The following is a 26,705-nucleotide window of genomic DNA, read 5'->3' as shown; positions in this document are numbered from 1 at the left end:
ATCCACTTATCAGCCTGCCAGCCGCAAGCTGATCAATTCCCGGCTTTGTCCGGAAGGCACGGCCAGCGCCGGAGCTACACCACGCAGTGGGACACGATCTGCCAAACGGCTACTTCAAAGCGAAACTGCCCCATCAGTCCAGATCGCTATATGGCCACGATTTAGAAGATATCAGTCCCGCGGAGCGGCGCCGGCTAGGCTGGCATCTTCCCGACGACTTCGGCAGCCTGCCTTTTTCCAAGCGCGAAGAGATCCTGGAATGGGTCAGGCGCGTCATCATCTCAGGGTCGACGGACTACAGACGTTTCCAGGCAGCGGCGACGAAGCAGCGCTACGCGATCCGGTTCCCTGGGGTGACATATGGCGGGAGTGCGCTCACTCCTCGACTGGCGGCTTCTAGCTGGCGGCGAGATGAGGACGACGAAGGACCTACGACCGAGGGGCTGGAGGATCCAGATCTGCTCTCCGGTGTCATCGATGCACCCCCTCGGCTTGCGATGGAGATGGCAGACCTGATCCGCTTCAAGACGTCGACACTAACCGAGATAGGCTACCGCAGGAATGGCGTCTGGAATGAGGAGACAGCCAGCCAGAAGATCGAACACCTCGGCCTGATGTTTGGGGCACTTGCGGCATCCCCGAACGGGGTTGTCAAAGGTCGAGGAGTGCCGCTCAGCCAACTCACCTTCGGTCTCCTGATCTTCCCCGGAGTGTGGGACTGGTATTTGCAATGGCGGGAGCGCCGTCGCGGCTTCTTCACCAAATGGGAGGAAGATATGCTGATGGTGGCTATGGCCCTCACGCGGGCTGAAGTCGGCTGGATCCGCCAACATCCCGAACTGTTGCGCAACGTGAAGCCGATCGACGGGCTGATCACCACAAACGAGATTGCAGCTGCTCGTCAGGATTGGCACGGTGCGTGCGAGGACTTCCATCGCCATGCAGCCAACCGATCAAAAGAAATCCAGCGCGTGATGCGGGTCCACCGCGATCCGTTCGAGCCTATCATGTGCGTACTGGAGGCAGATAGCCCGCTCGCTGAGTATCGCAAGATCACCGAGGAGATCTTGAAGCGAATGCCCGATGAGCACCGGTACCCGAGAGCAGCCGCTGAGGCCGTCCGTTCGTTCCTGATGCTAAGGCTTGGTTTACATCTTGGCCTCAGGCAGAAAAACCTTCGGCAGTTGCTGGTCTGCCCGCTCGGACAATTCCCGACGGCAGAACGCCGGCTCGAAGACATGAAGCGTGGCGAACTGCGATGGAACGAACGGGAGCGTGGTTGGGAGGTCTTCATCCCGTCCAACGCGTTCAAGAACTCGGGCTCATCTTTTTTCGGGCAGAAGCCGTTTCGGTTGGTGCTGCCGGATCTTCTTGATCTCTACACCTATCTCAATGCCTATATCGAGCGGCATAGGAAGGTCCTGCTGGGGCGCGCACCCGATCCGGGCACGCTTTTCGTAAAAACCGTCAAAACGACCAGCATCGATGCAGCGTATAATCAGACAACATTTTACGAGGCTTGGCGNGGGCGCGCACCCGATCCGGGCACGCTTTTCGTAAAAACCGTCAAAACGACCAGCATCGATGCAGCGTATAATCAGACAACATTTTACGAGGCTTGGCGATTGGCGATTCAACGCTACGGCATCTACAATCCATATACCGGCCGCGGCGCGATTAAGGGTCTGTTACCGCATGGCCCCCACAACGTCCGAGACGTGCTCGCCACACACATCCTAAAGCAGACAGGATCCTATGAGCAGGCAAGTTATGCCATCCAGGACACGCCTGACGTCGTGCAGCAGCACTACGGGCGCTTTCTGCCGCAGGACAAAGCAGCATTGGCGGCGCGGATCCTCAACCAGGTATGGGAGGCAGCGTAGAGGGGCGGATGCGTCGCTCAGCCGATTNGGGCGCTTTCTGCCGCAGGACAAAGCAGCATTGGCGGCGCGGATCCTCAACCAGGTATGGGAGGCAGCGTAGAGGGGCGGATGCGTCGCTCAGCCGATTGCAGGCATGCGCGCAAAATGTCCACGTCCGTCTAGGGCACTGCCTGTCGTCTCCGCCTTGATGGGACTCGAACCGACGACCCGAGGCCGTGTAGATAGTGGGACAGACAAAAGGATGATTTTGTAGGCTAACGCGAGACCCGAGACGAATAGAACGAAATGTCTGCCGGTTGCACCTCATTCTGGCAGCCAGCTCTTGAAATCCACTCGCGAGTTTCTGCACTCGTTGATTTGCCTCACAGGTAAATTACTGCATGTCATGGCATGCCTGCCGAAACAGATGATCCTTGATGTCGCTATCAAGCTTCCGCCAATCACAACCGCGGATTGCCGCCTCCATCGCATAGAGTGCGACGACCGTCACATGCCGTCCGAACCGAAACTTCAGGCGGCGATAGGCTGCGACTGCTCCGACGGTGCGGAGATCGTCTTCAGAGACAATATCGACTTCCCCAAGCATCCGCGCCGTGGCCGGCCCAAGATTTTTCATGCTCTCGATGCGAATGCTCATCGTCGGGTCTCGGCTAGTTCAAGGCGGATGAGATTGTCCAAATTCGATGGACCAGGTTCTCAGGCCAGGATTCTATCACACGATAAGATAGTCAATCCGATTCACGCGGAGACACACTAAGCTTTACGCCCGCGGTCCCGCCCTATTGGAAACACCTTAGCTCGGTGCCCATCAAACCGGCACCAGTGCATCGTGTTGGTATCGAGCCTAGTCCAAGAGATGAGACCAAACAGGGTGATTGCCACTTCTAAAAAAGTCGATGTGCTTCAAACTTGCAAGTCCATAGTCTGCAGGAACGTATTCCGCGTATTCTGCCGAGTTGGAGGGGACTGCTGCAGCGTAGCGTCGAACGGCCGCAGGGGGACATACAACGTCATCGTTCGCTACTACGATGCGAAGCCTTGGTCCATCGATGGCGTAGTTTGCAGCTGGGAGGCTGGCGCCAATATCACCGTTGAAGAAGTCGCGGCGGGTGCACCAGCGTCGCCACTGCCAATAAACCCCGGCGGGAAGATCAGCCCCGAGCATCAGCTTTTTGCCCGGCAGGTAACCCGCTATCCACGTAGCCAAGGGCCCCAGAATGGACCAAAACGCGACCACCGCTGGCAGGTAGCTCCACGGGTGGTCCCTATAGTGAACCATCCCAGCTCCAACGGTGATGATGCGTGCAGTGCGAGAATTGTAGTTGTGAAATGGGACGCCCAAACCACCCAGGGAATGGCCAAGAACCCAGAGTGGACCTTTCGGACACAATTCCGAGAGGAAGACTTGCGCTGCGTCTTGATCTAACACTGCCCAATCAGAGAAGGTTGCGGTACTTTGTCGAGGGTGTTGGACCCGCGACTCCCCGAAATCACGGTAGTCGTATGTCAAAAGTCCGATGCCATTTTCTGCCGCCCACGTGGCAAAATGCGGTAAAACTGCTGAGGCACACCTGTTGCGCCGTGGAGCACGAGGTTGGCTCGTACCCTGCTTTGTGCGGGATAGTAATAGCCTGTCAGTCGAGCTCCCTTTGCGGGGAAATCAACCTTCTCTGGTATCGGTCTCATCGCCCTTGCCTATTCTCAGATCGTAGCAAGGCGCGAGCCCGAGACTGCACAGCTTTCGAACAAAGTGCCAGTAAGAAAATCAGGACGCTACCATAACCAAAGAAGCTAGATTTCATGATGGGCACCGCTCAAACGCCGGAACACGACAGCTTCAGGGACAATTTTTGAAGTTGTGGGCGCCCAAACGGCGCAGGCCTGCCCGTTCTGGCCGTAGACTGCGATCTGGCTCCCAGGCCCCGCCCCACTGTGGCCGATCGGATGAACCTGTGGGTTGGTAGCCGTGAGCATCAGCCCAAGCCCGTAAGCCGGATCCCTATGCAGTTCAGATCGAAACTGAGGTAGGGATCTTAATTCGAGCATTCGTGAAAGAAGACGTGGACCAAATACGCTTTCATCAAGGAGACGATAAAGCAGGGAAGCCGCATCGATTATGCTGCCAACAAGCAGGCCATGGTAGACCCAGCCGGGATGATAGTCTGCAACACACCCCATCTCGACTGCCTCCAAGTCGGTCGGGGTCAGGGCTAGTCTTGTTGTGGTCAGACCTGCGGGAGAAAGAACAAGCATCGAGAGTGCGTCAGCAAGAGGCAAATCCGACGCCTGCTGAATCAATTGAGCCACTTCATGGTAGCCTACGTTCGAATAGGACCAATCAGTCCCCGGCTCATACCGGAGTTGGTCCACGGAGAGCTTTGAATGAAGCACATCAACAGGCCAAGGTATCGCTCCCGCCTTCACGTCGTCATGATACTCACGCAGAGAGCCATAGTCAGGCAAGCCTGCCTCGTGGCGCAGCAGCTGAGCATATGTGTACGACTTTCCCTGAACTGCCCCATCAAGGTCGAGCTTGCCCAATTCCCAGAGGCGAACAACTGCGATCGCCAAAGCAGTCTTTGTAAAGCTCCACCAAGGAATAGGGCCAGCGGCTCCCGTGCTAACGACGGAACCGTCGGCATCAACAAAGGCTGTCGCATCAATCATTTCACCCACCCATCGGCCTCCTAAAGACGATCCAGTTTGCCGTGTTAGCGTCGACACGCCATCTCGCGCTATCTTTCTGCGAAGCCAGACTGCGTGATGTCCTGCCATCCGTGAACTAGCCTTCTGCTTTCTGCTTCGAAGGAAAAATAGCACCCTCCACCAGGGATGGGCTGCCCCCTCGCCATCGATATGGGTTCGTTTATGAGGTCGCAAAGAAGGAGTGTGCCGACACCCCCGTGAGAGAAAATGCATATGTCTCCGCTCTTTTGGCGGTTCGAAAGGCAACTCTCGACGGCCTGCTTGATCCGGATCTGCGCATCGATCGCCCGCTCCCAACCAAGAATGCTCTGGTGAGGGTCCTCGAAGAACAGTTTAACAATTTCCCAAAAGCGGGGTGGTGACACATACCCTGTCGATGAACGGTTGTTTTCATCAAGCCGGGCATCGATCTTGAATGCTAATCCACGCTCAGTTTTCAAAGCTTCGGCGCAATCGCGCGCTTTCCTCTCAGTGCTCGTGAACACGTCCGTAACACTCAAGAGTTCCGGACGGGCACAGAATGATCTTATCCGGGCCCATCCGCGGTCTGACAGGCTCCAGTCAGGTACGGGAACGTCAGGGTCAATGACAACTTCGGGGTGCGTTACAAAATAGATGATGGTCATTTGTCCAATACCTAAAGGCCGTGATCCGCTAGCTGCGAGTTGAGGGGGACTCGCGCAAAGGATCCGTGTTAATGAGCGGCGAAATTCGTTTCAGATTCCGCCAGAAAGCGCCGCCACTTTAAATGTGCTGAAGCAAGCGAGAACAACATCGAATCTAACTGCCACATATTGGGGAATGGGCTTGGAACCGAAATTTGTCCTCGCTTGCTTCTATGACCCTGATGCGATCGGTAGGGGATACCGGCGTACACGGGCGCGTGGGCTTCCGCCTCTGTACCTGGACTAGAAGTTCTCCAGTCCATTTCTGGCAGCAAGGTCATATCTGGTGTGTTGCGCTTCAACTTAACATAAGTTTCCATCACACCATGCGCGTCTTGGAACGCTGCTCACGCCGGGCTGCGGCCACCAACGCCTCCTAGTTCGAGGAGAAGTGTGGAGCGGCGGGGCCCGCCGGGCGTTGGGAGGTCCGCCTCGCATCCGCCGCTCCACCTTTGCCGTCCGAGCGGTTCAGGAAAGTGACGGTCGGGGCGTTCACGGTCTCCCCATCTTCCGCCTCGGACGACAAATTGTTGTTTCATGCCCTAGAGCCTCATAAAGCTTCTCGCCTCACCAGATTTCTTCATCAGCGGGAACACCTGAGAATAGCAATCACGCTGGATTGCAGTCTGCGCTTGCTGTCTGGTCTGCTCGGCAACCAGGGAACCCGCTGTCGAGGCGACTTGGGAAGCGATGGCCCCGCCGCGACCGCCGAAGCCGACCACGCCACCAGCCATTCCCAGCGCACTACCTAACATGGCTTGGTCCCTCTGCTTCTTCATCGCCTCGGCACATGCCACCCTCGGGTCGCCACCAGTCTTTGCCTTGGCGCTGGATGCAGTCGTTCCAGTGTTTGCCTTAGCCTTCAATCTCTGATCGGCGGTGGTCGTAGACTGCCCTGCTGGTGTTGTCTGGCTGCAGCCGCTGAGAGCAAGAACCAGGACCAAGGGAATGTAACGCTTCATAAATTTCTCCCGGAAGTTCGCGGGCTTCAGCCGCGTTTTCGATGTTGAAATCTTGGGACGGGTGACGGTCAGAGACAGATCCGCGTTGCTGATGGGTGCACGGTTGAGGGCACCCGATCGACAGTCCGGGGCCGGTCAGAACACGATTTGAAACCTTGCAGCACCAGAAATCTGTGCGTCGAGACCCTCTGTTGCGGCATGCATGGACAGCGATAACAGTGCACGGTCGGCAAGCTTTACATCCAGATCCGCGCCCACCCTCAGCCAGGTTTCCGCGTAGGAACCTCCACCGAAGGAAAAGCTTTGAAGCCCTACAACCTGCCCCTTGGCATGTGGCGCATCACCAGAGCCATGAACCAGTTCCAGCGTGTTGCGAACGGCAACTGCAGAGTTCAGCTCGGTGCGGGACGCAAGACCTAACCGCACCTCGCCGCTGCCAACCACCTGCTTATCAAAGGTCGCCGGGAAACTTCCTCCGGTCTCAGTGTAGTCGTCGATAGAAGTGCGTGACACTGCATAGGAGAGATAGGGGCTGAAGCTGCTGGAGTGAAAGCGGAAAGCATCCTGCCAATCGGCGCGTATACGCAATGTGCCGGAGACGAGGTCCGTGTCAGCATCCGAATAGGCCATTGCGGCACCGTTCGAATATGCGCGGCGAATTTCGACATCCGAGGCTCCATAGAGACCGGTGACCGAAAGTATCACGGGCATGGCTTCCGGGCGCCAGTTCAGCTCTCCAACCAGATAGCGGCCGTTGTGCTGTGCGCTTCCGTTACTCGTCATATCTTGACTGGATTCTATGAGGCCGCCACCAAGGCCGACCCTAAGCGTATCATCTGCGAGATCACCGCAAACTCCGACTTCCGCAAGCGCCACACCCGTTTCGCGACCATCATCAAATCGTGCAATGTCACCATTGAGCCAACCACAGGTCCCGTTCGGTAGTGCTGAGAAGTCCTTCAACACACGATGATGCGATCCGTTCAGCGGAACCCTGAACACATCGCCACCTGCCCAGCCAACATAGCCCGCGTCATACAGTGTGGAATTGTATTCACTGACATTCATAAGGCCGGAGCCGCGCGCACCGGTCCGAGCGATGAATGGCGTATCACCGTCGGCGTTATCCGGGTCATTCATGCGCCCAACGATGACATCGCCATTGTTTGATACGCTGGTGGCCTCGATAAGAGCGACATCACCCACAACGATATCGTTTTGTGCGAGCCAATCTGAAAGCGAAAGCATGCCTGTCTCGCGCGTCCAGCGGAAAGCACGCGATTGATTGGCGTTGTCATCTGAGCTACCAACGACGATCGCCCCATCACCACTGACCGCCAAGGCCTTACTAAACCCACCGCCCAGCGTACCGAGGTCCTCCATTTGCGGGTTTCCGGCAACTCCAAATACTCCTCCCTCTTCCCACCGAAACGCGTGGAATACGCCTTCCCCTCCAGTCGTCGACCATCCGACCACAACTTTTCCATCTGTGTTGATGGCTAGTGCATCTGAAAATCCGCCACCAAGCGTACCGAGATCCTCTACCGTGGCCGTCCCTGTTCCAAAAATATTTGTCAGGTTCCAGCGCACGGCGCGACGAGCTCCAATGCCAACAGTGGCGCTTGTACCCGCGGCGTATCGCCCGTCCCCGCTGATGTCCTCGCCACTGGAGTAGCCATCTCCGCCGGGCAACGCCTGGAGGTGGTACATCTGGCCGTTGCCTGACACACCGCCTGTCGCACCCCGGATCCAAAGGAATCCGTTAGAAAAAGGATTGCCACCTTGCATGGTGGATCCGCCTACAACGCGATTACCATCATCGGAAATTGCATTGGCGAAACTCTCTCCAACAGCTGCTCCTTCTAGCGTACCAAGATCTACGAAACCGGAATTGCGCGTCCAAATAACTGCTCTCGACGTCAAGAACGCGATATTCCCGGTTCCTGCCACGACCCCCGTATTTGACACGTCAGTTGCTATTGTGGGCTGCCCTGCCACAAACAACCCGATATCCTGTCCGGCTCCGCTTCGAACGTCATAGAAAAAGCCGCGCCCGACGCCGTCACCATCAATTCCTTCGCCAACCACGTAGTTGCCATCGCCGCTGACACCAAGCCCGGCATACCAGAGAGCTCCTGGAGCGAAATTAGCCAGATCACGAAACTCACCTCTTGCCTGTGACGGCATAATTAATGCTGTGGATGCTGCCAAAGCAATCAGGTTCAGTCGGACTCCTGCCGAATTTCTCAGCCCCGTTGCAGGCGCCCGCTTCGCTGTCATGCTTCAATCTCCGAACGCAGTTTGATGACCTCTAGGTCTTGCGCTCCAATGCCCCTGTGTCGTTGGCGGGATCAACACGGAGAGCACGCCCGCATAAGTTTTTGCTGGGCGGCATAACTTTTTCCGGATGGTAAATATTCGCGGCAGGCGTGAAGGCGCCCCGCAGTTGCCTGCAGGCGCGGCCCAAAAGCATATGAACAGAGACGTCGTTCTACCTACTGGCCCGCCGCAGTTGTCCGGGCGCCATACCAAAACGACGCTTATAGGCGTTGATGAAGTTGGAAAGCTGCTTGTATCCCACTAACCAGGCTAGATGCTTGAGTGGCATATCCCGGCGCTCGAGTATCAAAGCATGTGCGGCTTTCATGCGGGCTTCAAGCAAAGCTTCAAATACCGTCATGCCATATATCTCACGGAAACCCTGGTTGAGCCGTCGGGGAGCGACCTTCACTAGAGCGGCCAGAGCGTCCAACCCGGGCGGATCACGCAGATCGGCGACCAGCAGATCGTACGCTTCCTTGACTCGGGCAAGTTCGCGAGTATTGAGCGATTGGGGACAGCTACTGCTGGAGTTCAGATGATCGAACTGATGTGCCAGGAGCTCCATGGCCTTGCTCTCGCGCCAAAGCGTCTCCATCGTTCCGTAATATGGCGACAGAAGGATGTCGTGTGCAGTACGCATCACGGCACGATTGTGTTCGAACAGACTAGAAATCGGCAGCTTACCATCGTCCAGAACCGCGCGCGCCGAGGGTGGCAATGCGCCGTTTTGAACCGCTAATGTTTCAAGTGCTTCAGGCTCCATCAACAGTGTCACGGCGCGCCAAGGCTCGCCCGCCTCAAGATGGTAGGTGATATCGCGCTCGGCGAGGCTCACCACATAGGACCTTCCAGAACCACGCCAAGCTTGACGCTCGTTGCCGTCAGCATCGATGGTGCCGGCACCGTTTATTATCGCACCGACTACCAGATTGCCGGCCGGCACCTCTCCTTGGGCCTTCAGCTTCCAGGCATGATCAGAGACGCCCTCTACTCGGTACAACGCAATACCCGGGCGCACGATCGTGCGCTCGAGGAAGCCTACCAACGGACCCTCGTGAAACTGGACGCGACCCCTGTGGTCAAAAGCCTGCTCTTCCGTTTTTGAAACGGCCTCTGCTAACCAGGATGTTTCATCCATGTGTCTCGCTTCCAATAGCTGATGTTATCTAGTTGCGCGTTGCGATTGCCAATTACTGCTCAGGATCTCTAGGCAATGGATGCGCGACGGATTGTTTCGAACAGCTCCGCAAGCCCAATGTTAAAATCTGTCAAACCTGCTTCAGTCGCAGGTTGCCCAGATTCAGTTTTTGAATGAGGGGCCGCCGCAAGTGCTGCACCGTGCGTGTAGTCGACCAGGATATGCGTCCATTGCACAGACTTTTGGGACGAGAGACCATGTTCGGCCAGCAGATCTCTGATCTCGTCGGTGATTCTTCGCGCCCTCTCTGGGAAAAGGCATGACCGAGCGAAGATCGCCAAAGTCAAATCTGGGAAGCGCACCACTGTAGCATAATACGCCCTTATCAGGCTGTGTGCGCGCTCAAGTGCATTGCCTGTCTCAGGCGCGGCAAGCTCCGAATATGCCAGCTCGGCAAGTGCTCGGATTAGCCCGTCACGATCATCGAAATGATGATAAATTGTCATCGGATTAATGCCTGCACGACCCGCTAATGCACGCATTGTCAAAGCCTCTAGACCGTCCGTCTCGAGTATCGCCAGAGCTTCGGCCAAAATCTGTCCCGGTGAGACCGTCTTTCCTGCGGCTGGCGGCCGTCCCCTTCCCCTGGAGGTCATCTGATGATGTCGTAAGCGGACTGGACCAATCCAGAAGGAAACGATCTTGTGTTTTTATGCACAAGTTCCAGATCACGCTGGCCTTTCCCAAACAGTGTCCGCCCTGCCCCAAGCAGTATCGGGACTGTCGTAATCACCATGTCACTGATCATACGGCACTTAAGGAAGGATTGGATAACCTGCCCCCCATCTACGTACACGTGCCTTGATCCCTCTGAGCTTAACATCGCCATTGCATCCCGTGGCGACTTGTCGGAGAAACGGACCTTACCCGTGAGTTCTGCAGGCACCGTCTGAGCGGAAAGCTTGGCTGAGAGTACGAGAACTGGTCGAGTATAAAACCACTCCCCCATTTTCCGGACTGACTCATAAGTTCCTCGCCCCATAACGATGACGTCAATCCTGTTTATGAAGTCGTTGTAGCCATGATCCTCTCCGGCGTCGTTGTACTTCAGCAACCAATCGAGGTCGCCGTTTTCGCGTGCGATGTAGCCATCTAGGCTCGTCGCGATAAACACATGTCCGGTAATCATCTTAACTCCATTATTATACGTTGTATAATAATGGAGTTGGCTTGCTGTCAACAGTCACGGGCGTCTTCAAGGGAGTCTGTCCCAAACGGAGGCCTGGTCAAACCATGCCGCCTTGAAAGGGTTAGAACCCGCGGCACCAATCTGCCAAGCCTAAGCTGTTGAGACGCCGATGGATATTTGCAGGCACCCCATTACGCGGTATATTATTAGATAAATCAATAGCCTGCGTCCGCTCCCCATCGCGGCTGTTATTCAAGTTCGATCGAATACCGTTGACGAAGTTGACGAACTTGACGAGACACTCCATATTCTATGCGGAGGTGCCGTATGGCCATGATCGATAAGAAAGGTGGTTCCCGCAAGCGCTCCGAGCGTCGCGGTAATCTAATTACCGGATATGCTGGAAAATGGGAGCCACTCTTCGAGAAGAAAGCAGCGGCCCGCGCGACCGCTGCGCGAGTGCTTTCTGGAGTTTCCGAAGGTGTGAAGCGCGCCAGGAACACAGGTGGCACTGTACGGGTGACATATGTCATTCGATCCTCGGACGAAGAACCCGAAATTGAGATCGAGGAAATCACGCCACAAAAGGACGCGCTGGATATAGCCCTCGCGGCTGCAAAGCAGCGCGGAAGCGAGCGTGTCGCCGAGATCCTTAAGCGGCCCGAGATGTTGTCCGCAGACGAGTTCGCCGATGAGATCGGATCTACACGGGAGACTGTGAACAAAAAGCGCAAGCGTCACGAGGTTCTTGGGCTCGAGGGAGCGAAGCGAGGCGTGCGGTTTCCAAGGTGGCAGATTGGAGATGACGGCCAACTGCTAGGTGGCCTCGCGCAACTGTTTGAGGCTTTGAACGGGCACCCTTGGGCGGTGTACCGGTTCCTTTTGCAGAAAAGCGCCAGCCTTGGCGGTCGAACAGGTCTCGAAATGCTGCGCGCCGGCATGATCGAAGATGCAGTAGGAGCAGCACGCTCAATTGGCAAAGGTGATTTCTCCTGAGCATCTCATCGAACTTGCTTCCGCCAACCGACTTTGGTTCGCGCGAACTGGTGATTATTGAACTGACCTCTGCGGCATCGTGGTACCGGCTATACCAAAGCCGGTATCCTAATCCCCTCGGCTACGGCTTCGGATCGAGCCGTTTTAGTGATCCTGAAATTGCCCTGACACCTCCTGATCGTTTCGGCGTCGTTTATTTCGGCAGCAGCATCAAGGTTTGCTTCGCCGAAGCGGTCTTGCGCGAGCGTGCTATCGGATCAAAGGGCGCTTTCCCTATCGGCATGGAGGAGCTTCTGGAGGTGGCCTGCGCCTCTGTCGCGACCATTGAACCTGTTCGGCTCGTAGACCTGCGCTCTGACGGTATGCTGCGGATGCGCGTTCCAACTGATGCTGCCCGCGCTGCTTCGCACGAACTCGGGCAACAATGGTCAAGAGCACTCTGGCTTCACGACGATAGACCCGACGGCATCATCTACGACTCTCGCCTGAATGGCGAGACCAATGTCGTCCTATTTGATCGCGCGCTTACAAAACTAAGGGTAACGGCTGCTGGACCCCTCCTGAATTTTCGAGATGAGGTGGCGCAAATCTTGAACGACTTCGCGATAGCAATCGTCTGATGTATCGTGCGCTTCAACTTGGTCGGATCGACGTGAGGCTAGGTTACTACCGATTCATTAGTTTTCGGTCCTGAAGAGATCAGACCCTCTGACCTGCATTTTTTACCCCCTGAATTCACTCATTTTGGTCATGTGCGGCGTAACGTTGAATTATGGAACCCGACTAAGGCCACTTGCTCGCTTGCGGCCCTGCGACGAAGCCCCCCCAATCAACCGTTACACGGGGTGCACTCCACGGGGTATGGAATGGTCCGGCGGAAATTGCTTCAGAACACTCTAGCTAGGGTGGCCCCCTGTTAACGCTGCGTTCAATGCACCCGGCTGTAAGGATTGTGGCCGCGATCAAGTGGCCGGTACCGGGAACGGTTCAGAGTAGCTGTAGCCATAAGTTTCAGAGTGCGTGATCTGAACCACGCTGACTTCAAATCTGTAAATCCTGCCATCGAGGTTCAACACCGCAACTCTAATGGCTTGGGCAAGGGCGATCTCGACCTCGGCGTCGGCGTCGGCGTCGGCGTCGGGCAAAAGCACAGCGAACTCTTCGTCCGCAAGCCAAGCAATATAACAGCAAAAAGGAGCACGCGAAGATACGCAGAATGGCCCAAAGTGTTTAGCAGATGGAACCACAACCATCTACGGCCAGCGCCGCCCCTCCTCCCCCGCCCCATGCGCTGGCCCGCGCCGGAGCTTCGGCTCCGGCGCAAACTGCAGGCAGAAAACCAAACTGGCAACCCGTTCCAAGCGCGCTTAGACCGCACCACGATACACTCGGATCGGACACGGCCATGTCCGGCCTATTTAGCACCTCGCATCCAGAGCCGAGTGAGCCGCCACGTCACACCGAATTCTACATAAGGCTTAAGCGCACCGACGTGAGTGCAAGGTGCGGCTGATGATACACAATGCTGGCCTAGGGCGGTTAATGTGGCTGTAAAGTCGCGGCATAGCGTTCTCCAGCAAACTCATTAGGCAGCCCCTTCTTACAGCATGACCGGACCTGCCGTCCGCCAGAGCGCAGAAGCGCAGCAAGGCTTTATCACTCCGGAGCGCCGGTGCTGCTTAATGTTGCTAGATGTTGCTGAACAACCCCATATGCATCCAGAGCCGCACTCGCGAAAACGTCGCTCTCAAATTATCCCACAATATTCGCTGCGCACGCAGGCCGTGAAACCAGACATAGCAGACTCCTTCTAAAACAACCTGAGCCAGATGAGCCTCGGTCTGTGTAGCTGATCTTCATCAACAGCGGCTCGCCAAACGCAATCCGCAAGATTGGTACAGTGACCGCACCATCGGCAACGCCTCTTTGTCTAGTAGATGTATATTTGGATCATGCAGAACCGAATTGCTCATAACTGATCAATGGAACTGCATGCAGACGCGAAGAATGCAATATTAATACCTACGTTCAACCGATTACATTTTCCGAGTTAGGAAAAATACCTACGTTCGAAAAAATCGGAAACGCCGCCCGAAAAAATTTTTTCAAACTTAAATGCCAACGGCCCGCCCCCGTTTGGCAGCGGCTGAGATTCAGCCGTTTGACATCGTGTCATGTGTGGACGTCGGCAGAATACCCGGCGCGTCTCAACCTCAGACTAACAGAAGGAAATACAACCATGAAAGCCATCATCTCCGCAGCTCTAATCTCCCTGATGACCGGTTCGGCAGCCTTTGCATCCGTTGCGCCAATCCCTGGCTCGATCACCTATGGTAATGCCAACGTCCAACTGGAGAAGGCTCCTGCCGGTTCAACCTTCTTCCATACCTTCCCGGACGGAAGTGGACGAGACGTTCGCGAGATCTACAAAGTCAATGAAGACAAGTCGGTGACCCTGGTCAATCGTACCGTGTCAAACGCCTCGTAATCCAACCATGTCAGCGAAAGCGCCTCCCAAGACGCTGAGTGCAGCAATGATGGCAGCCACGCGGCTGCCATCATTGCCAGAAGGAGCTAGACAATGACCCTATCTGCACAAGTTATACCAATCCTGGCATTGATCGCCTCGACAGTCATGACAAAATTACCTCCTGAAACGAAACCTGAGCGAGGCTGTGGCCTTGCAGATCTGCGTCCAAGCGAAAGTCAATCAACTGAGGGCTCAGAAAGCCGATCTCAACAACCTCCCGGATGGGACGAAATGGGCAATGGAATTTGCCAACTTCAATTCGTACCATTGCGGAAAACTGGTCGACTGAAGCTCAAATCATAGTCCTTTGACGACCTCGATAGTTACTCCCAGCGTTGAAATACCTACTTGGCGAAGATGCCTGTTTCTCGCTATCGGACAGCTTTACGCGTATCGCCTAAGGTGCGGGCTGCAATATGCCGTTGCCAAGGACATCCACAAACTCCATTTATTGCAATTTCTGGAAGTCGATAGGTTGCTGTTGCGGCTTGAGCCGAATGTTGAAACCAGGAAATACTGAGATGAAGCTTTACCAACTGCCACTCTCTGGTCATGCCCATCGGGCCGTCCTCTTCCTCTCGCTGCTTGGCCAGAAGGCTGAGCTTATCGAGGTGGACATTCCAAATGGCGCACATCGGACCCCTGAATACCTGAAGCTCAACCCGTTCGGTCAGGTGCCGGTGCTCGAAGATGACGGGTTCATCGTCAATGATTCCAACGCAATCCTTGTCTATCTCGCGACAAAGCTTGGCCGGAAGGATTGGTTGCCGGACGATCTGGAAAGTGTCGCGAGGGTCCAGAAGTGGCTTTCGGTTGCGGCTGGAGAGATCGCTTATGGACCTTGTGCTGCGAGATTAATCACCGTGTTCGGTGCCGATTTTCGCGCTGAAGAGGTCATTGCGCGCGCGCATCGCATTCTGACGCTGATCAATCAGGAGCTCGTGCGGCATCAGTTTATCATCGGTGACAAGCCGACAATCGCCGACGTCGCACTCTACAGCTACATCGTCGGCGCGCCGGAAGGCAATGTGGACCTCACCCCTTATCCCGATGTGCGGCAGTGGCTGACCCGCATTGAGGCGCTTCCCGGTTTTGTCGAATTTCCAAAGAGCGCCGCGGGCCTCAGGACCTGATGTCGAGGTTTGGCCGGACGTGATCGGCCGCCAATTCCAAGGAGGTTAAGTTGTCAGAAGGTCTGGAACGTCATGTTTCGCCTTGGCATGAGGGCGAACTCGCGCTGCAAAGAAGCGTAGGTGTCATCGATCATATGGACGCAGTCGGTCGAACAGTGCTGCGGAACTTCCTTCTCGATCAGCATCGCGAGTTCTTTCCCCTTTTGCCTTTTGTCGTGATTGGCGCCGTCGATCCTGAAGGCCTGCCCTGGGCGACCGTCCGGGCTGGCCGGCCAGGCTTTCTGACTTCGCCCGATCCCTCAACGCTAGCAGTCGAAGCCGAACGCGACTGGGCTGATCCGGCGGAAAGTGGGATGGAAGATAGAGACTCAGTCGGTCTGGTCGGTGTCGATCTAGTTACCCGGCGCCGGAACCGCCTCAACGGCACGATTGGTCGGCAGGACGAGAGGCGCTTCGAGGTCGCTGTCGGTCAGAGTTTCGGCAACTGTCCGCGCTATATCCAGAGCCGATATCATGAATTCGTTCGGGATCCGGCGTTGAGGGCGTCGGGCACAGCTATCGTTACGAATGAGCTGAATGACAAGGCGTGCCGGATCATCTCCCGCGCCGACACATTCTTTGTGGCTTCCTATGTTGACCGGACCGGGCAGGGCCGTCAGGTGGACGTATCGCATCGTGGCGGTCGTCCCGGATTCGTCCGCATTGATGGGGATGGGGCACTGACTGTTCCGGACTTCAACGGCAATCTGTTCTTCAACACACTTGGCAACTTTCTAATCAATCCCCGCGCCGGGTTGCTGTTCACCGACCACGATACGGGGGACATCCTGCAGGTGAGCGGCAGAGTCGAAGTGATCCTGAATTCTGAGGAGATTGAGGCATTCCAGGGCGCGGAGCGGTTGTGGCGCGTCTTTCCAGAAAAGATCGCCCTCCGGCCGGACGCGCTGCCACTGCGCTGGACATTCGCCGAAAATGGATTCTCTCCCGACAGTCTGGCGACCGGAAGCTGGAAGGAAGCTGAGCAGCGTGGGGAGGCTGCGCGGAAAGCAAGGACCTGGCGGCGGCTGCGGGTCGAGAAGGTTGTCGCGGAAAGCGAGACGATACGGTCGATTTATCTCGAACCCGCAGATGGCAAGGCGCTGATTGCTCACCAGGCTGGCCAGCACCTTCCGATCCGGATTTCTGACGAAGGTAGCTTCGTGCGGCGCAGCTATACGATATCGAGTGCGCCATCGGACAAAGACTACCGGCTCAGTGTCAAGCGGGACGGCAAGGGCTCGCAGTTACTGCATGGACTGCAGCCCGGAGACGAGATCGAGGCCATGGCGCCGGGTGGTGGCTTCTTTATCGACGCAATGGAGCTTCGCCGCCCTGCTGTGCTGCTAGCTGCCGGCATTGGCATCACACCGATGCTGTCCATGCTGCACCATGTCGTTAATGAAGGTGCCCGCACGCGCTATCGCCGGCCGATCTGGCTTTTCCGGTCTTCGCGGACGGTGTCCGAACGCGCCTTCGATGTGGAAATCGATGAGTTGGTTCGCTCAAGCGAAGGTAGCGTGCGTGAAGTCCGAGTTTTGAGCGCACCGCAGGCTCAGGATGAGGAAAAGTACGATGCTGTGGGACGCATCGACATCGACCTGCTGAAAGCGCGTCTGCCATTCGGCGACTTTGATTTTTACCTTTGTGGTCCGCCTGCGTTCATGCAGTCGTTGTATGACGGGCTTCGTGGACTGAACATCAGTGATGATCGTATCCATGCAGAAGCATTCGGACCATCGGCCCTGAAACGCGATCAGGACAGCAGCGAGACCGCCAAACGAGCTATTCGCGCTCCAGCTTCCGATCCGGTCAAAGTCGTCTTCACGCGGTCTTCCAAGGAGGCCAGGTGGGAGCCGGGGAGCGGTACGCTGCTCGAACTGGCAGAGCAATGCGGGCTTTCTCCGTCTTACAGTTGCCGTGCTGGAAACTGCGGTGAATGCAGGGCCAACGTCATTAAGGGTGGTGTGAGTTACCTGTTCGAGCCAAGCTATGCGGTAAATGAACAAGAGGTTCTTATCTGCTGCTCAGTGCCAGCACAAGACGAGCTGCAGCTTTACATTTAGTGCTCATGAGCTTTCTGCGCTGCGCCACGGTCCCTTGGGGAGACATCCGGCTGTACCAGTTGAGACCCCACCTGCGGACGAATTAACGTGATATGCCGTTAGTTAGGCACTGGCAGTATGGCATCGCATTCTTGGATAATGCGATGAAGATTTTTCCGCGTTGAAAGCGAAGACTCTACCACACGGTGAGGTTTCATTGTTCAGGGTCAAATCACCCAGGTGCGAGGGATTTTGGTAAGCGCTGCGCCGTACCAAAAGAAAAATTGCAGACTTCCGTCGCGCGTGCCGATCTATTATAAAGCCCTTCAAAATACGCAAAAATATCGCTAAGATCCGAATTTAAATTTAGTTAAGCACGCTTTAATCGGACGGAAAATAATTCATAATTTTGCTTCCACGACTCATGTTTAACGAGAATATGTGGAGCGCATTTTTATTCATACTGCTGTCTCAACATGATTAATTGCTCAAGGACTAGAAGTAATCCGACCCGTGCTCCGTTGATTTTTCACGTTAGACTACTAGTTCCTAACAGGAGGGTCCTGATAAGAGGCGCAACCGTAGGTGATTGTGACATCTGCCGAATTTGCCCCGTTAGAGATACCTAGAAACGATTTCGTCGGACACGAACAAGGGTGGATAACTCAGTTAGTGCCGTTGTCTTGAGGAACCTCTCATCAAGGGGCATTCCTCAATAAGCTTTCAAAGGGATAAATTCACCGAACAGATAGTGCTCTCTCGTCACCAACGCACAATGTCCTGCCATTCCGGATGACGATCGATCTGTGCTTTTGCGAACGGACAAAGCGGTATGATCTGAATGCCATCGCGCCGTGCATCCTCAACCGCTTGGCGCACAAGTCGTTCGCCCACTTTACGGCCACGCAACGCGCCGGGCACATCAGTGTGATCGATGATGATCAAGTCTGCTCCGGCTCGGCTATATGCCATCTCCGCTTCAATGCCATCAATCACAACGCGATAACGCCCTTTTGTCGGGCCATCGTCCCGCTCGACTAGTTCCCTGCCAAGCGGCGGGCTGTTGTTGTGGGCCATTGCTGCGTCTGGGGCGCGCACCTGACGCGGTTGCCCGTGCGCGCACTCCAGAAGATCGCGATCCCAGTGGCCAAGATCGGCCGCTGCCTCGTAGGTCGAGACTAGGAAAGACTTCAAGGTTTCATCGGGATCGGTGGCGGACTGCACGACATCGTAGGGGAGAATGAACTCCGAAAGTCCTTCGTGCCAGAACGCGCGATTGGGCTGCACCCGCGCGCCGCGGTAACCACCGGGTGCAGGATAGGCGTAAGCGTAGAAGGCTGGATAATCGATCCCCCCGCCCCCTGGCCAGAACCCGGCCGATGACACCTCGCGGTCATAAGCCTCCTGCGCCACATCATCCGGCAACGCGGGGACGCCGCCGGGATGAAGCGGCGCACGCCTCCCCGAGAAGCGCGTTATGGCCAGATCGAAGCTGCCCCAGAACACATGAACAGGGCTCGATTTTCCGAGAAAGGATGTGCGGAACCGGGTGAAGACCCTATCGATCGAGACTAACGCCTGATGCAAGCGTTGAACGGCTTCACGGTCATAGGGCCGGTCGCGTTCGTCCTCAGCGAACGGAATCGGGAACGACACTTCGTTTGGACGACCATTGAATGTTGGCGTTCCGCCCAGCTCCGAGATCAGGTGTACGAAACTTTTGTGGAATGTTGCAACCGTCATTGGCTCAAGATCGAACGAAATCGAGTGTCCGTTTCCAGAGGTGCCGATAACCCTGTGCGCGAGAAAATCGAACAGGATCTCGATACCTGGCCCATTGGGGATCGATGAAGTAGCCAGCCCGCGTGGTGTGACGTAGAATGTTGCGTTCCACGAGTGATTGAGCCAGGGTGTGTGCGCCAGACGGTATTTCCCCACGATCTGCAGGTAAAGGTGCAAGGCCGAACAGGTCTCTCGCCAACCTAGATAGTCGAGATGGGGCCACTGGTTCATTGTCTTTTCTCCAGTTCGTCTTCGTTCAATCAGGCAAAGGAATGTATTCATTCCGGTCGTCAACGGGCAGGTCGAAGCGACCCTTGCCCCAGTTCGCCGCGCGCCATTCCGCCTTAGCGAGTTCAATGCGTTCCTGCGATGACGCGACGAAGTTCCACCAGATGTAACGCGGCCCATTGAATGTTGCACCGCCAAGGATCATAAGTCGCGCGCCCCGTTCTCCGGCAGCCACTGTTATGCGGTCACCCGGCCGAAACACCATCATTTGTGAAGACTCGAATTCCTGTCCGGCAACGGAAATAGAACCCTCGACAATATAGATGCCGCGGTCTTCGTGATTGTCCGGCATCGGGAGCAGGCTTCCCGGTTCAAGTGTCACATCGGCGTAGAAGGTCTCAGAAAGCATCGTCGCGGGTGCGGCCTTGCCATAGACATTGCCAAGAATGATCCGAACCGAGACGCCGTGGTCCTCGATGACAGGCAGCGTCTCCTTGCCGTGGTGTTCGAAGCTTGGAGCTACGTCCTCGTGACTATCTGGCAGTGCGAGCCAGGTTTGGACGCCGAACAGGCTATTCGGGCCGTTGCGCGCTATTGAGGATGTGCGTTCTGAATGGGTAACGCCGCGGCCAGCCACCATCCAGTTCAGCGCGCCGGGCCTTATGACCTGATCGGCACCTGTGCTGTCGCGGTGGTGGAAATCGCCCCTAAACAGGTAGGTTACTGTGCCAAGGCCAATATGGGGGTGCGGCCTGACATCTACGCCCTGGCCCGTTAGCAACTCAGCGGGTCCTGCCTGATCGAAAAAGATGAAAGGCCCGACCATTTGCCGCTTCGGTGCTGGTAAGGCGCGCCGGACCTTAAAGTCGCCAAGGTCGCGGGAACGCGGAACGATAAGAGTCTCGATCGCATCAATGCCGACCTCCTCTGGGCAACGTGGGTCGATAGATGGGTTCCAACTCATATGTATTATCCTTGTCTTGTAGAAATTAGATCGGACGAGTCGAGAACTAGCTTCCAAACGATGGGAAAGACATCGCTTGTCGGCGGATTGTTCACGCAGGCTGCTGTGCTACGTGGTGTAGGAATCAACGTAAATGCAGTCCTGCCCTCACACTTGTCCGACTCATATCGCTCGGAGCGAGCTGCCACCTGTCCGTCTCACGAAACAATCTGTCCAACAGAACCTTCTGTAAGAACAGCGGGAAACTCAAGCCTCAGCGACAATACGAACGCACTTGGGAGCAAGAACGGCACCAGAACGGCAGGTCCTGCACCGCGATAGGCAAAGACTTTCTGTAGTTTGTAGTTGCGATCCAGTGTTCCCTTTAAAATGAGGATTCTAAGTATGCCTTTCCGCAACGGCTTAAGCTCTCTTCTTCGACCTGAGGATTCCGTACTAGTTTTGATCGATCACCAACCTTACCAGCTCGCCAATCTTAACAGTCACGATCCTCATATGGTGGTGAACAATTCGGCCGCGTTGGCCAAGACCGCAAAGGTCTTCAATGTGCCCACCATACTTACAACCGTTGTCGCGGATCGCGGTGGCCGTATTTTCCCTCAGATCACCGATGTATTTCCCGGTCAGGAAATAATCGACCGTACCTTCATCAACACCTGGGAGGACCCAAACGTAGTGGATGTGGTCAAGCGAACCGGCCGCAAGCAATTGATCTTGGCCGGCCTCTGGACAGAAGTTTGCGTTGCCATGCCAGCAATACAAGCAGCGGGTGAAGGTTGGGATGTGACGGTCGTTACTGATGCATCCGGCGCCGTATCGACAGAGGCACATGAAATCGCAATCCAGCGGATGATCGCGGCTGGCGTGAACATGATCACGTGGATGGCATTGGCCGCAGAATGGCAGCGGGACTGGGCAAGGGCAAAGACCGCCGGTGCGCTCAACGAAGTGATGATCCAGCATGCTGCTGGCAGCGGCATCGCGTATCTTTGGGAGCAGCAACTACTTAACACGCCTGCGCCGAGCTCGGCTGCCTGATCGAAGTTGCGACGAGGTGCGCCGAGAGCTCGTGCTGCGGGCGTCACCTCGTCAGCTAAGGCTGCTTGAGCCGCCTTGAAGGAGGTAGGATGGATTTCGAGACACTCATGAAGGCCAATCTCGACACGGTCTTCGGCGAACGCGACGCTAGTCGCCGTATAGTGGCTATCAGAAAAATCTATCATGAAGACGGGCTGCTGCACGAAGTTCATCGTTCGGCGCAAGGACATGAAGCGATTTCACGAGCTGTGACAGACGTTTTGAAGCATCTGCCTGAGAACTTTAGTTTTTCGGCGTTGCGGCCGGCAGCTGGCCACAATGGCGTTGGACGTTTGCAGTGGCGAGCAGGCCCACCAGGAGCGGCCGCCGTCGTAACTGGCACGGATGTCGCCCATGTCGATGGCGGCCTCATTCGCGTGCTGCATGTTTTCCTCGACCCACAAGATAACTGAACCCGAGTGGCACGCAGGAGCCTACCTTGCCTAAGTGCCATATTCCTCATCAAAGGAACGCCTACAAATGACTAAAATTGGATTTCCTGTCGGATTAGAGATGGACGTTAGCTATCCGAGTTTCCAAGTGAGCTTGACCTTGCTGTCGACCACTCAACTTAAGTTTGAGATCAAGGAAGGGCCATTCGCCCGCATCGAGACCGTTGACATCGATGTAGTCCCGCTTGGTAACAGTATTTTCGCTGTGAGCTGGCAGGAACAGAGCGGCGCGACGGTGACAAATGTCCAGGACTATGATCGAAACCTCGTCTTATCGTTTGCCACACTACCCGACGGTCAGTTCATGCGGATGAAAGGGGCAATGACGATAACGCGGGCCGCCGCGCAACCCTCTGATGACCGTCCGCTGCGGAACAAGGCGCTGGTTCTTGACGCAATGACTTCGCTATTTCAGCGACGAGACACATCGGCGGTGGAGCGGCTCTACGCTCAAGATTACATCCAGCACAACCCCAACATTCCCCAAGGGAGGGATGCTTTGCAGGCGATCGTGGCTGAATTGCCTGACCATGTTTACTACGAGCCCGGGCTAGTCGTAGCTGGCGGTGACCTTGTTGCAATCCATGGCCGAATTCGGGGCTGGGCGGAAGAGCCGCTGATCGCGATCGACATCTTTCGAATTGAGGATGGGAAACTAGTGGAACACTGGGACGTGCTCCAGAGCGAAGTGGCAGCCACGGCAGCTAACAGCGGCACGTCGATGTTTGACCCCGAGGAAGGGACAAAGCCCTGAGGCGCGATTCATAGTACCGCGTGATTTGGCGCAGACCGCTTCGGATCATTGTAGCTATGTTCTGGCATTCATGATCGGTGGCTCGCAGCGTTCTTCGAACCAGTGAAACGGGCCGGCTCCTTAAAGAGCCGGCTGCCTTACACTCTCGTCAGTTATTCCGGCCAAATAGGTCCAACGGCCTGACTTGTGTCTATTTAGCCCACCACGACTAAAGGTGCATCAGCTTGGGGGCAGTCTAAGCCGGGGTACACCTTTAATTGAAGCCCCTCGAAACAGGTCATTTGACCTACGGCGCCTGTTTCAATCCCACGAAGGGATTCCTCCAACATTCGGATCAAGTCATGTCGAAACCTGAACTATTCCTCACGCCCGGGTATGGCGAGACGCTTCACAAACTCCTGCATTATTCACAGGCATTGAAGATTGGCGACCGTGTCGAAATCTCAGGACAAGGCGGTTGGGACAACGACCTCGCCATTCCAGAGGACATTTCTGCCGAAATTGAACAAGCATTTGAGAATGTGGAGCGGACACTGGCGACTGCAGGTGCTAGCTGGACAGATGTAGTACATGTCAATTCATACCACGTCGGCGGCTTTCCAGCCATAGTCAACGAGACCATCACCCGCCTATATCGCCATTACATGCCAGATCGAGCACCGATCTGGACACAGACAGGGGTGGAGGCACTCGGTCTACCAACGATGCGTATCGAGATTCGTGTAACTGCGATTCTGGCTTAGTGGCGCAACTATCCCCGCTCGTCAGCAGATACGGGCAGCAGGCCAGGTCTCGCCTGTGGTCAGCATCATATCAAACGTCTTATGCGCGACTATGCACTGAGAGCAAGACTGAGGCGGCGTGGCCTCGCAAAAGACGACGTCGAGCCCCTGGTCTTCATGCTGAACACGCCAGACCGCGAAAGTTTGCGTCCCGGGCATAAGCCCATAGCCATGCCGTCTTGGCCGATCCGAATCCGGGCGCGAGCGTGGGTAACGCTGTCTCATCAGCGAAGATCCGCACAGCCTTCTTGATCTCGGCGGGATGTAATCGGCCAGGATATCGAGTTCAAAGCCGAGCTTGCCCGTCCATTGAGCCATCAGCTTACGCTCAAACTCGACATGTCGCGGGCATAGATTGCCTCCTGCCTATATAGCGGAAGGCCATTGGCATACTTCGAGACCGCAATCTGGGCGAGAAGCGCTTCCGTTGGAATGCCGCCCTCGATGATGTGCGCGGGTGCGGCTGCCTGAACGACGCCGTCTTCGTTCTTGAAGGCATACTTTGGCCGGCGGGTGACGATGACGCGGAACTTCGCCGGCACGACGTCCAGCCGCTCAGAGACATCTTCTCCGATCAGCACCTTTTGTTTGCCGACATGCTCGGGCAGTTCATCTGGCTCGATCACGACTTCGACCCGTTCCAGATGAGGTGCAAAGCCCTTGCGTGGCCGGGGTGCACGTTTCCCATCAGGATCAGCGGCACCTTTGTTCACCTTGGCTCGGATTGCAGCGATGCCGGTCTCGATTTCCTCGAAGACAAAGGCCTGCTGCTCATCGTCGATCGTTGGAGATGCGAGCTTTTCCAATCGCCGGCCAAAGCGGGCACGATCGAAGGCTTTCAGGATCTGGGTCAGTCGCTCGATGCGCTCATCGGCATCGGCGTTTCTGTCCTTCAGATCTGCGACCTCGCTCTCGAGAGCATCGGCGCGCGCAGCCTTCTCGGCCATGGCAAGGACCATGGCTTTCAGGGTCTCTACGTCATCCGGGAGCTGCAGATCGGGCGGCGTCATAAGGCCTACCAGAGCATATTTTGCTCCGGGTTTCCTGCCCTTTCAGGCGGTTGATTCACTTCGCCGCAGGCCTTTACCCAACAATCTCCGGCGGCTTCACCGCCACCGAGCGGAGCCGTTTCCAGTCCATGCCATCAACCAGCGCCACGAGCTGGGCATGATTGAGTTGCACCCGGTTATGGCCGATCCGCGGCCAGCAGAACTGCGCCTTCTCCAGCCGCTTCGAGTAGAGGCAGACCCCTGATCCATCCCACCAGACGATCTTGACCCGGTCTGCCCGTTTGGCCCGGAAAACATAGAGCGAGCCGTTGAACGGATCACTGCCAGCATCACGCACCAGCGACAGCAGGCTGTCCGGCCCCTTGCGGAAGTCGATGGGATGGCTGGCGAGGAAGACTTTCACACCTGCGGGGATCATGCTGAACGAACCGCCCGGATCACGCGCTGCAGATGAGCTTCGTCAGCATCGACGGGAGCGCGCACGACGACATCGCCAATCAGAACTTCGATTATCGCAACGCCTGCAGATGGCGTGACTGCCTTATGACCGCTCGAGCCTGGAATCTCGTTGTGAGGGCCAAGGGCGGCGCGACGCCAGCCAAATAGTTGTGACGGGTGGATATCGAGCCGACGTGCAATCGCTGAGACGCTCGAACCAGGCTCAAGTGCCTCTGCCACCGCCCGCGCCTTAAAATCATCCGACCAGCGTCGGCGAAGCTGCCGGGGTGCGCCCTCAAAGCGGTCCGCAACAGCCTCGATCATATGGAAAGTTCTAGTTCCAGAGCTAGGCGCAGACAAAGAAGCTCACAGCGGTTCATCTTGTCCGCTATCGTTAACCTTCCGCCAAGCTGCTTCGCCAGATGGGTCGCTTACTAGAAAGCACAGCTCGCAAGGTCTACAGGATCGGGGACGACGCGAAGGCGAATGTTCAGTTCCATCGAGCGTTCTAAATGCCAAAGCGTCGCCATTCGACACTAGGGTACCTCAACCCTTTGCATCTGAAATCCACGTGGGATCTGGAGTTGCCCCTTAAAAACCGGACAGGATCAGGTTTCTGTTTGACGGTTTAAGAACTCACGAGGCGAGCGATACCCCAATGCCTTGTGCGGGTGAAGTATATTATAGTGTTCGAACCATGAAGGCAGTCGCGCGATGACAGTTGCGGCGTCTGGTCGAGGGTTCACTGAGACGTAGTCGCGCTTGAAAGTTTTGACGAAAGCCTCTGCCATCCCGTTGGATTAGGGGCTGCGAATGGGCGTGGAGCACGGCTCCAAGCCGATATAGATAAGCAGTGACCTGGTGTCCTTTGCGATGAAGCAGGAGCCGTTGTCAGTCAGCCATTCAATTGCTTTGGAAGGGTGTTGATGAGACGGAAGCGGTTCTCAACAGCCGTAATGACCAGGTCCTGGACGTCCTCACTTTTGATACCCTCTGTTGTCGCGACATGGGCAATGGCTTCGCGATCACAGCAGTCGAGCGCGAACGCAACGCGGACCTTCTCCTTGTTATCGCAGCCGATCTTGAAGCCGTCTGAACACCAGCGCAGATTGGATTGCTCGACGGCAACGCGGCCATCGTGGCGGCGGGTGTCGAGAACACCGGTGTGGCGCTGAAGAAGCGTGCCGTGAACCTTCATCACACGGTAGACGCGCTTGGCCTTTGGCCATAGTCGGTTTTCGCTGCGGGCTTTCCGACAAAGGATCGCGTGGACCCGGCGATATCCGTAGGAGGGCATTTCGCCGGTGATGGTCTTGATCTCATCCACCAGTTCCTGATCGTCAAGCGGCGGACGCCCCCTGGCTTTGGAGAGACGTCGCTTCACAGATTCCCCGATGTTGGATCGGGCGACACTCAAGGCCTCACACACTGGCGTCATCGCGAACTGTCCTTCGGCAACGAGAGCGAGCGTAATAGGTGTTTTTTTGACCCTGATGCTATCTCAAGCGCTTCTTTGAGGATTTCGCCTTCCATCGTCTTCTTGCCCAGTGAACTGCCCCCCCATTTCGACCGGACAGTCGGCATAAGCAGAAAGGCTCAAGCACAGGCTTGAG

General features: G+C 56.0%; 23 protein-coding genes and 4 pseudogenes. 11 read left to right on the top strand and 16 right to left on the bottom strand.

Annotated features, from left to right (window positions below; translation table 11 throughout):
- Positions 1-86 precede the first annotated feature (86 nt).
- Together ASE36_RS22720 and ASE36_RS23090 are read left to right on the top strand one after the other, a co-directional pair.
- Positions 87-1,525, top strand: a pseudogene (locus ASE36_RS22720) (hypothetical protein); the annotation flags it as partial.
- Position 1,526: 1 nt separating this feature from the next.
- Positions 1,527-1,883, top strand: a pseudogene (locus ASE36_RS23090) (hypothetical protein); the annotation flags it as partial.
- Positions 1,884-2,256: 373 nt separating this feature from the next.
- Here the strand turns inward: ASE36_RS23090 and ASE36_RS21290 are convergent.
- From ASE36_RS21290 to ASE36_RS21255, 9 genes are all read right to left on the bottom strand, one after another.
- Positions 2,257-2,520 carry a TfoX/Sxy family protein gene (locus ASE36_RS21290; protein ID WP_062284903.1) on the bottom strand — a complete coding sequence of 88 codons (264 nt, stop codon included), beginning with the start codon at positions 2,518-2,520 and terminating at the stop codon, positions 2,257-2,259.
- A gap of 207 nt (positions 2,521-2,727) precedes the next feature.
- Entirely contained in the window at positions 2,728-3,393 is a 666-nt protein-coding gene (locus ASE36_RS23320; RefSeq protein ID WP_413813675.1) for an alpha/beta fold hydrolase, read from the bottom strand.
- A gap of 281 nt (positions 3,394-3,674) precedes the next feature.
- Positions 3,675-4,550 (bottom strand): serine hydrolase domain-containing protein, encoded by an 876-nt coding sequence (locus ASE36_RS21285; RefSeq protein ID WP_062284898.1) that lies wholly within the window; start codon positions 4,548-4,550, stop codon positions 3,675-3,677.
- Positions 4,551-4,618: 68 nt separating this feature from the next.
- The gene (locus ASE36_RS21280) at positions 4,619-5,215 is read right to left on the bottom strand and encodes a histidine phosphatase family protein (RefSeq protein WP_062284896.1); all 597 of its coding nucleotides are present in this window, start codon (positions 5,213-5,215) and stop codon (positions 4,619-4,621) included.
- A gap of 581 nt (positions 5,216-5,796) precedes the next feature.
- Positions 5,797-6,216, bottom strand: a complete 420-nt coding sequence (locus tag ASE36_RS21275) for a hypothetical protein (RefSeq protein WP_062284894.1) — start codon at positions 6,214-6,216, stop codon at positions 5,797-5,799.
- 135 nt (positions 6,217-6,351) lie between these two features.
- On the bottom strand, positions 6,352-8,496 hold the full coding sequence (locus ASE36_RS22395) for an autotransporter domain-containing protein (RefSeq protein WP_082511296.1): 2,145 nt from the start codon (positions 8,494-8,496) through the stop codon (positions 6,352-6,354).
- Between the two features lie 211 nt (positions 8,497-8,707).
- Positions 8,708-9,676 (bottom strand): helix-turn-helix domain-containing protein, encoded by a 969-nt coding sequence (locus ASE36_RS21265; protein ID WP_062284888.1) that lies wholly within the window; start codon positions 9,674-9,676, stop codon positions 8,708-8,710.
- Positions 9,677-9,744: 68 nt separating this feature from the next.
- Positions 9,745-10,269 carry a TetR/AcrR family transcriptional regulator gene (locus tag ASE36_RS21260; protein WP_244474823.1) on the bottom strand — a complete coding sequence of 175 codons (525 nt, stop codon included), beginning with the start codon at positions 10,267-10,269 and terminating at the stop codon, positions 9,745-9,747.
- A gap of 59 nt (positions 10,270-10,328) precedes the next feature.
- Positions 10,329-10,865 (bottom strand): dihydrofolate reductase family protein, encoded by a 537-nt coding sequence (locus tag ASE36_RS21255; protein WP_062284883.1) that lies wholly within the window; start codon positions 10,863-10,865, stop codon positions 10,329-10,331.
- Positions 10,866-11,192: 327 nt separating this feature from the next.
- Here ASE36_RS21255 and ASE36_RS21250 point away from each other — a divergent pair, with 327 nt between their 5' ends.
- Positions 11,193-11,861, top strand: a complete 669-nt coding sequence (locus ASE36_RS21250; RefSeq protein ID WP_062284881.1) for a hypothetical protein — start codon at positions 11,193-11,195, stop codon at positions 11,859-11,861.
- A 14-nt stretch (positions 11,862-11,875) separates the two neighbouring features.
- Positions 11,876-12,481, top strand: a complete 606-nt coding sequence (locus ASE36_RS21245; RefSeq protein ID WP_062284878.1) for an RES family NAD+ phosphorylase — start codon at positions 11,876-11,878, stop codon at positions 12,479-12,481.
- Positions 12,482-12,823: 342 nt separating this feature from the next.
- On the opposite strand, the gene ASE36_RS21240 is transcribed toward ASE36_RS21245, so the two are convergent.
- Positions 12,824-13,012 (bottom strand): hypothetical protein, encoded by a 189-nt coding sequence (locus ASE36_RS21240; protein WP_062284876.1) that lies wholly within the window; start codon positions 13,010-13,012, stop codon positions 12,824-12,826.
- A gap of 1,088 nt (positions 13,013-14,100) precedes the next feature.
- On the opposite strand from ASE36_RS21240, the gene ASE36_RS21235 reads away from it, so the two are divergent.
- From ASE36_RS21235 to ASE36_RS21225, 3 genes are all read left to right on the top strand, one after another.
- Entirely contained in the window at positions 14,101-14,349 is a 249-nt protein-coding gene (locus tag ASE36_RS21235) for a hypothetical protein (protein ID WP_062284873.1), read from the top strand.
- A 563-nt stretch (positions 14,350-14,912) separates the two neighbouring features.
- A complete protein-coding gene (locus ASE36_RS21230) occupies positions 14,913-15,524 on the top strand; it encodes a glutathione S-transferase family protein (RefSeq protein ID WP_062284871.1) in 612 nt (203 codons plus the stop codon).
- Between the two features lie 134 nt (positions 15,525-15,658).
- Positions 15,659-17,626, top strand: coding sequence for a pyridoxamine 5'-phosphate oxidase family protein (locus ASE36_RS21225; protein ID WP_082511294.1), 1,968 nt, complete (start codon positions 15,659-15,661; stop codon positions 17,624-17,626).
- Positions 17,627-18,367: 741 nt separating this feature from the next.
- On the opposite strand, the gene ASE36_RS21220 is transcribed toward ASE36_RS21225, so the two are convergent.
- Both ASE36_RS21220 and ASE36_RS21215 read right to left on the bottom strand, forming a co-directional pair.
- Positions 18,368-19,618, bottom strand: coding sequence for a DUF5996 family protein (locus ASE36_RS21220; RefSeq protein WP_062284866.1), 1,251 nt, complete (start codon positions 19,616-19,618; stop codon positions 18,368-18,370).
- 25 nt (positions 19,619-19,643) lie between these two features.
- Entirely contained in the window at positions 19,644-20,579 is a 936-nt protein-coding gene (locus ASE36_RS21215) for a pirin family protein (protein WP_062284864.1), read from the bottom strand.
- A gap of 384 nt (positions 20,580-20,963) precedes the next feature.
- Here ASE36_RS21215 and ASE36_RS21210 point away from each other — a divergent pair, with 384 nt between their 5' ends.
- The 4 genes from ASE36_RS21210 (at position 20,964) to ASE36_RS21195 (ending at position 23,605) form a co-directional block, all read left to right on the top strand.
- A complete protein-coding gene (locus tag ASE36_RS21210; protein ID WP_062284862.1) occupies positions 20,964-21,617 on the top strand; it encodes a hydrolase in 654 nt (217 codons plus the stop codon).
- Between the two features lie 89 nt (positions 21,618-21,706).
- Entirely contained in the window at positions 21,707-22,069 is a 363-nt protein-coding gene (locus ASE36_RS21205) for a nuclear transport factor 2 family protein (protein ID WP_062284860.1), read from the top strand.
- A gap of 67 nt (positions 22,070-22,136) precedes the next feature.
- Positions 22,137-22,862 (top strand): MoaF-related domain-containing protein, encoded by a 726-nt coding sequence (locus ASE36_RS23085; RefSeq protein ID WP_244474822.1) that lies wholly within the window; start codon positions 22,137-22,139, stop codon positions 22,860-22,862.
- A gap of 341 nt (positions 22,863-23,203) precedes the next feature.
- Positions 23,204-23,605, top strand: coding sequence for a RidA family protein (locus ASE36_RS21195; protein ID WP_062284938.1), 402 nt, complete (start codon positions 23,204-23,206; stop codon positions 23,603-23,605).
- Between the two features lie 187 nt (positions 23,606-23,792).
- On the opposite strand, the pseudogene ASE36_RS21190 reads toward ASE36_RS21195, so the two are convergent.
- The 4 genes and pseudogenes from ASE36_RS21190 to ASE36_RS21175 all read right to left on the bottom strand — a co-directional run.
- Positions 23,793-24,654, bottom strand: a pseudogene (locus tag ASE36_RS21190) (IS66 family transposase); the annotation flags it as partial.
- 73 nt (positions 24,655-24,727) lie between these two features.
- Positions 24,728-25,072 (bottom strand): IS66 family insertion sequence element accessory protein TnpB, encoded by a 345-nt coding sequence (gene tnpB, locus ASE36_RS21185; protein WP_062284857.1) that lies wholly within the window; start codon positions 25,070-25,072, stop codon positions 24,728-24,730.
- Entirely contained in the window at positions 25,069-25,416 is a 348-nt protein-coding gene (locus ASE36_RS21180; RefSeq protein ID WP_062284854.1) for a transposase, read from the bottom strand. Before ASE36_RS21180 ends, tnpB begins: the two co-directional genes overlap by 4 nt.
- Before the next feature lie 284 nt (positions 25,417-25,700).
- Positions 25,701-26,640 (bottom strand): annotated as a pseudogene (locus ASE36_RS21175) (IS3 family transposase); the annotation flags it as partial.
- Positions 26,641-26,705: the final 65 nt, after the last annotated feature.

Origin of the sequence: Rhizobium sp. Root274 (genome assembly GCF_001429245.1) — a bacterium.
In the GTDB taxonomy this organism is placed as follows: Bacteria; Pseudomonadota; Alphaproteobacteria; order Rhizobiales; family Rhizobiaceae; genus Allorhizobium.
The sequence above is the reverse complement of the archived record's forward strand: the minus strand, read 5'-3'. Positions and strand labels throughout refer to the sequence as shown.

What these genes read in the sequence shown, in the direction of transcription:
- ASE36_RS21195 (WP_062284938.1), top strand. Translation starts at nt 23,204, where the DNA reads ATGTCGAAACCTGAACTATTCCTCACGCCCGGGTATGGCGAGACGCTT.
- ASE36_RS21280 (WP_062284896.1), bottom strand. Translation starts at nt 5,215, where the DNA reads ATGACCATCATCTATTTTGTAACGCACCCCGAAGTTGTCATTGACCCT.
- ASE36_RS21250 (WP_062284881.1), top strand. Translation starts at nt 11,193, where the DNA reads ATGGCCATGATCGATAAGAAAGGTGGTTCCCGCAAGCGCTCCGAGCGT.
- tnpB (WP_062284857.1), bottom strand. Translation starts at nt 25,072, where the DNA reads ATGATCCCCGCAGGTGTGAAAGTCTTCCTCGCCAGCCATCCCATCGAC.
- ASE36_RS21220 (WP_062284866.1), bottom strand. Translation starts at nt 19,618, where the DNA reads ATGAACCAGTGGCCCCATCTCGACTATCTAGGTTGGCGAGAGACCTGT.
- ASE36_RS22395 (WP_082511296.1), bottom strand. Translation starts at nt 8,496, where the DNA reads ATGACAGCGAAGCGGGCGCCTGCAACGGGGCTGAGAAATTCGGCAGGA.
- ASE36_RS21265 (WP_062284888.1), bottom strand. Translation starts at nt 9,676, where the DNA reads ATGGATGAAACATCCTGGTTAGCAGAGGCCGTTTCAAAAACGGAAGAG.
- ASE36_RS23085 (WP_244474822.1), top strand. Translation starts at nt 22,137, where the DNA reads ATGACTAAAATTGGATTTCCTGTCGGATTAGAGATGGACGTTAGCTAT.
- ASE36_RS21225 (WP_082511294.1), top strand. Translation starts at nt 15,659, where the DNA reads ATGGACGCAGTCGGTCGAACAGTGCTGCGGAACTTCCTTCTCGATCAG.
- ASE36_RS21235 (WP_062284873.1), top strand. Translation starts at nt 14,101, where the DNA reads ATGAAAGCCATCATCTCCGCAGCTCTAATCTCCCTGATGACCGGTTCG.
- ASE36_RS21215 (WP_062284864.1), bottom strand. Translation starts at nt 20,579, where the DNA reads ATGAGTTGGAACCCATCTATCGACCCACGTTGCCCAGAGGAGGTCGGC.
- ASE36_RS21210 (WP_062284862.1), top strand. Translation starts at nt 20,964, where the DNA reads ATGCCTTTCCGCAACGGCTTAAGCTCTCTTCTTCGACCTGAGGATTCC.
- ASE36_RS21290 (WP_062284903.1), bottom strand. Translation starts at nt 2,520, where the DNA reads ATGAGCATTCGCATCGAGAGCATGAAAAATCTTGGGCCGGCCACGGCG.
- ASE36_RS21230 (WP_062284871.1), top strand. Translation starts at nt 14,913, where the DNA reads ATGAAGCTTTACCAACTGCCACTCTCTGGTCATGCCCATCGGGCCGTC.
- ASE36_RS21275 (WP_062284894.1), bottom strand. Translation starts at nt 6,216, where the DNA reads ATGAAGCGTTACATTCCCTTGGTCCTGGTTCTTGCTCTCAGCGGCTGC.
- ASE36_RS21180 (WP_062284854.1), bottom strand. Translation starts at nt 25,416, where the DNA reads ATGATCGAGGCTGTTGCGGACCGCTTTGAGGGCGCACCCCGGCAGCTT.
- ASE36_RS21285 (WP_062284898.1), bottom strand. Translation starts at nt 4,550, where the DNA reads ATGATTGATGCGACAGCCTTTGTTGATGCCGACGGTTCCGTCGTTAGC.
- ASE36_RS21205 (WP_062284860.1), top strand. Translation starts at nt 21,707, where the DNA reads ATGGATTTCGAGACACTCATGAAGGCCAATCTCGACACGGTCTTCGGC.
- ASE36_RS21255 (WP_062284883.1), bottom strand. Translation starts at nt 10,865, where the DNA reads ATGATTACCGGACATGTGTTTATCGCGACGAGCCTAGATGGCTACATC.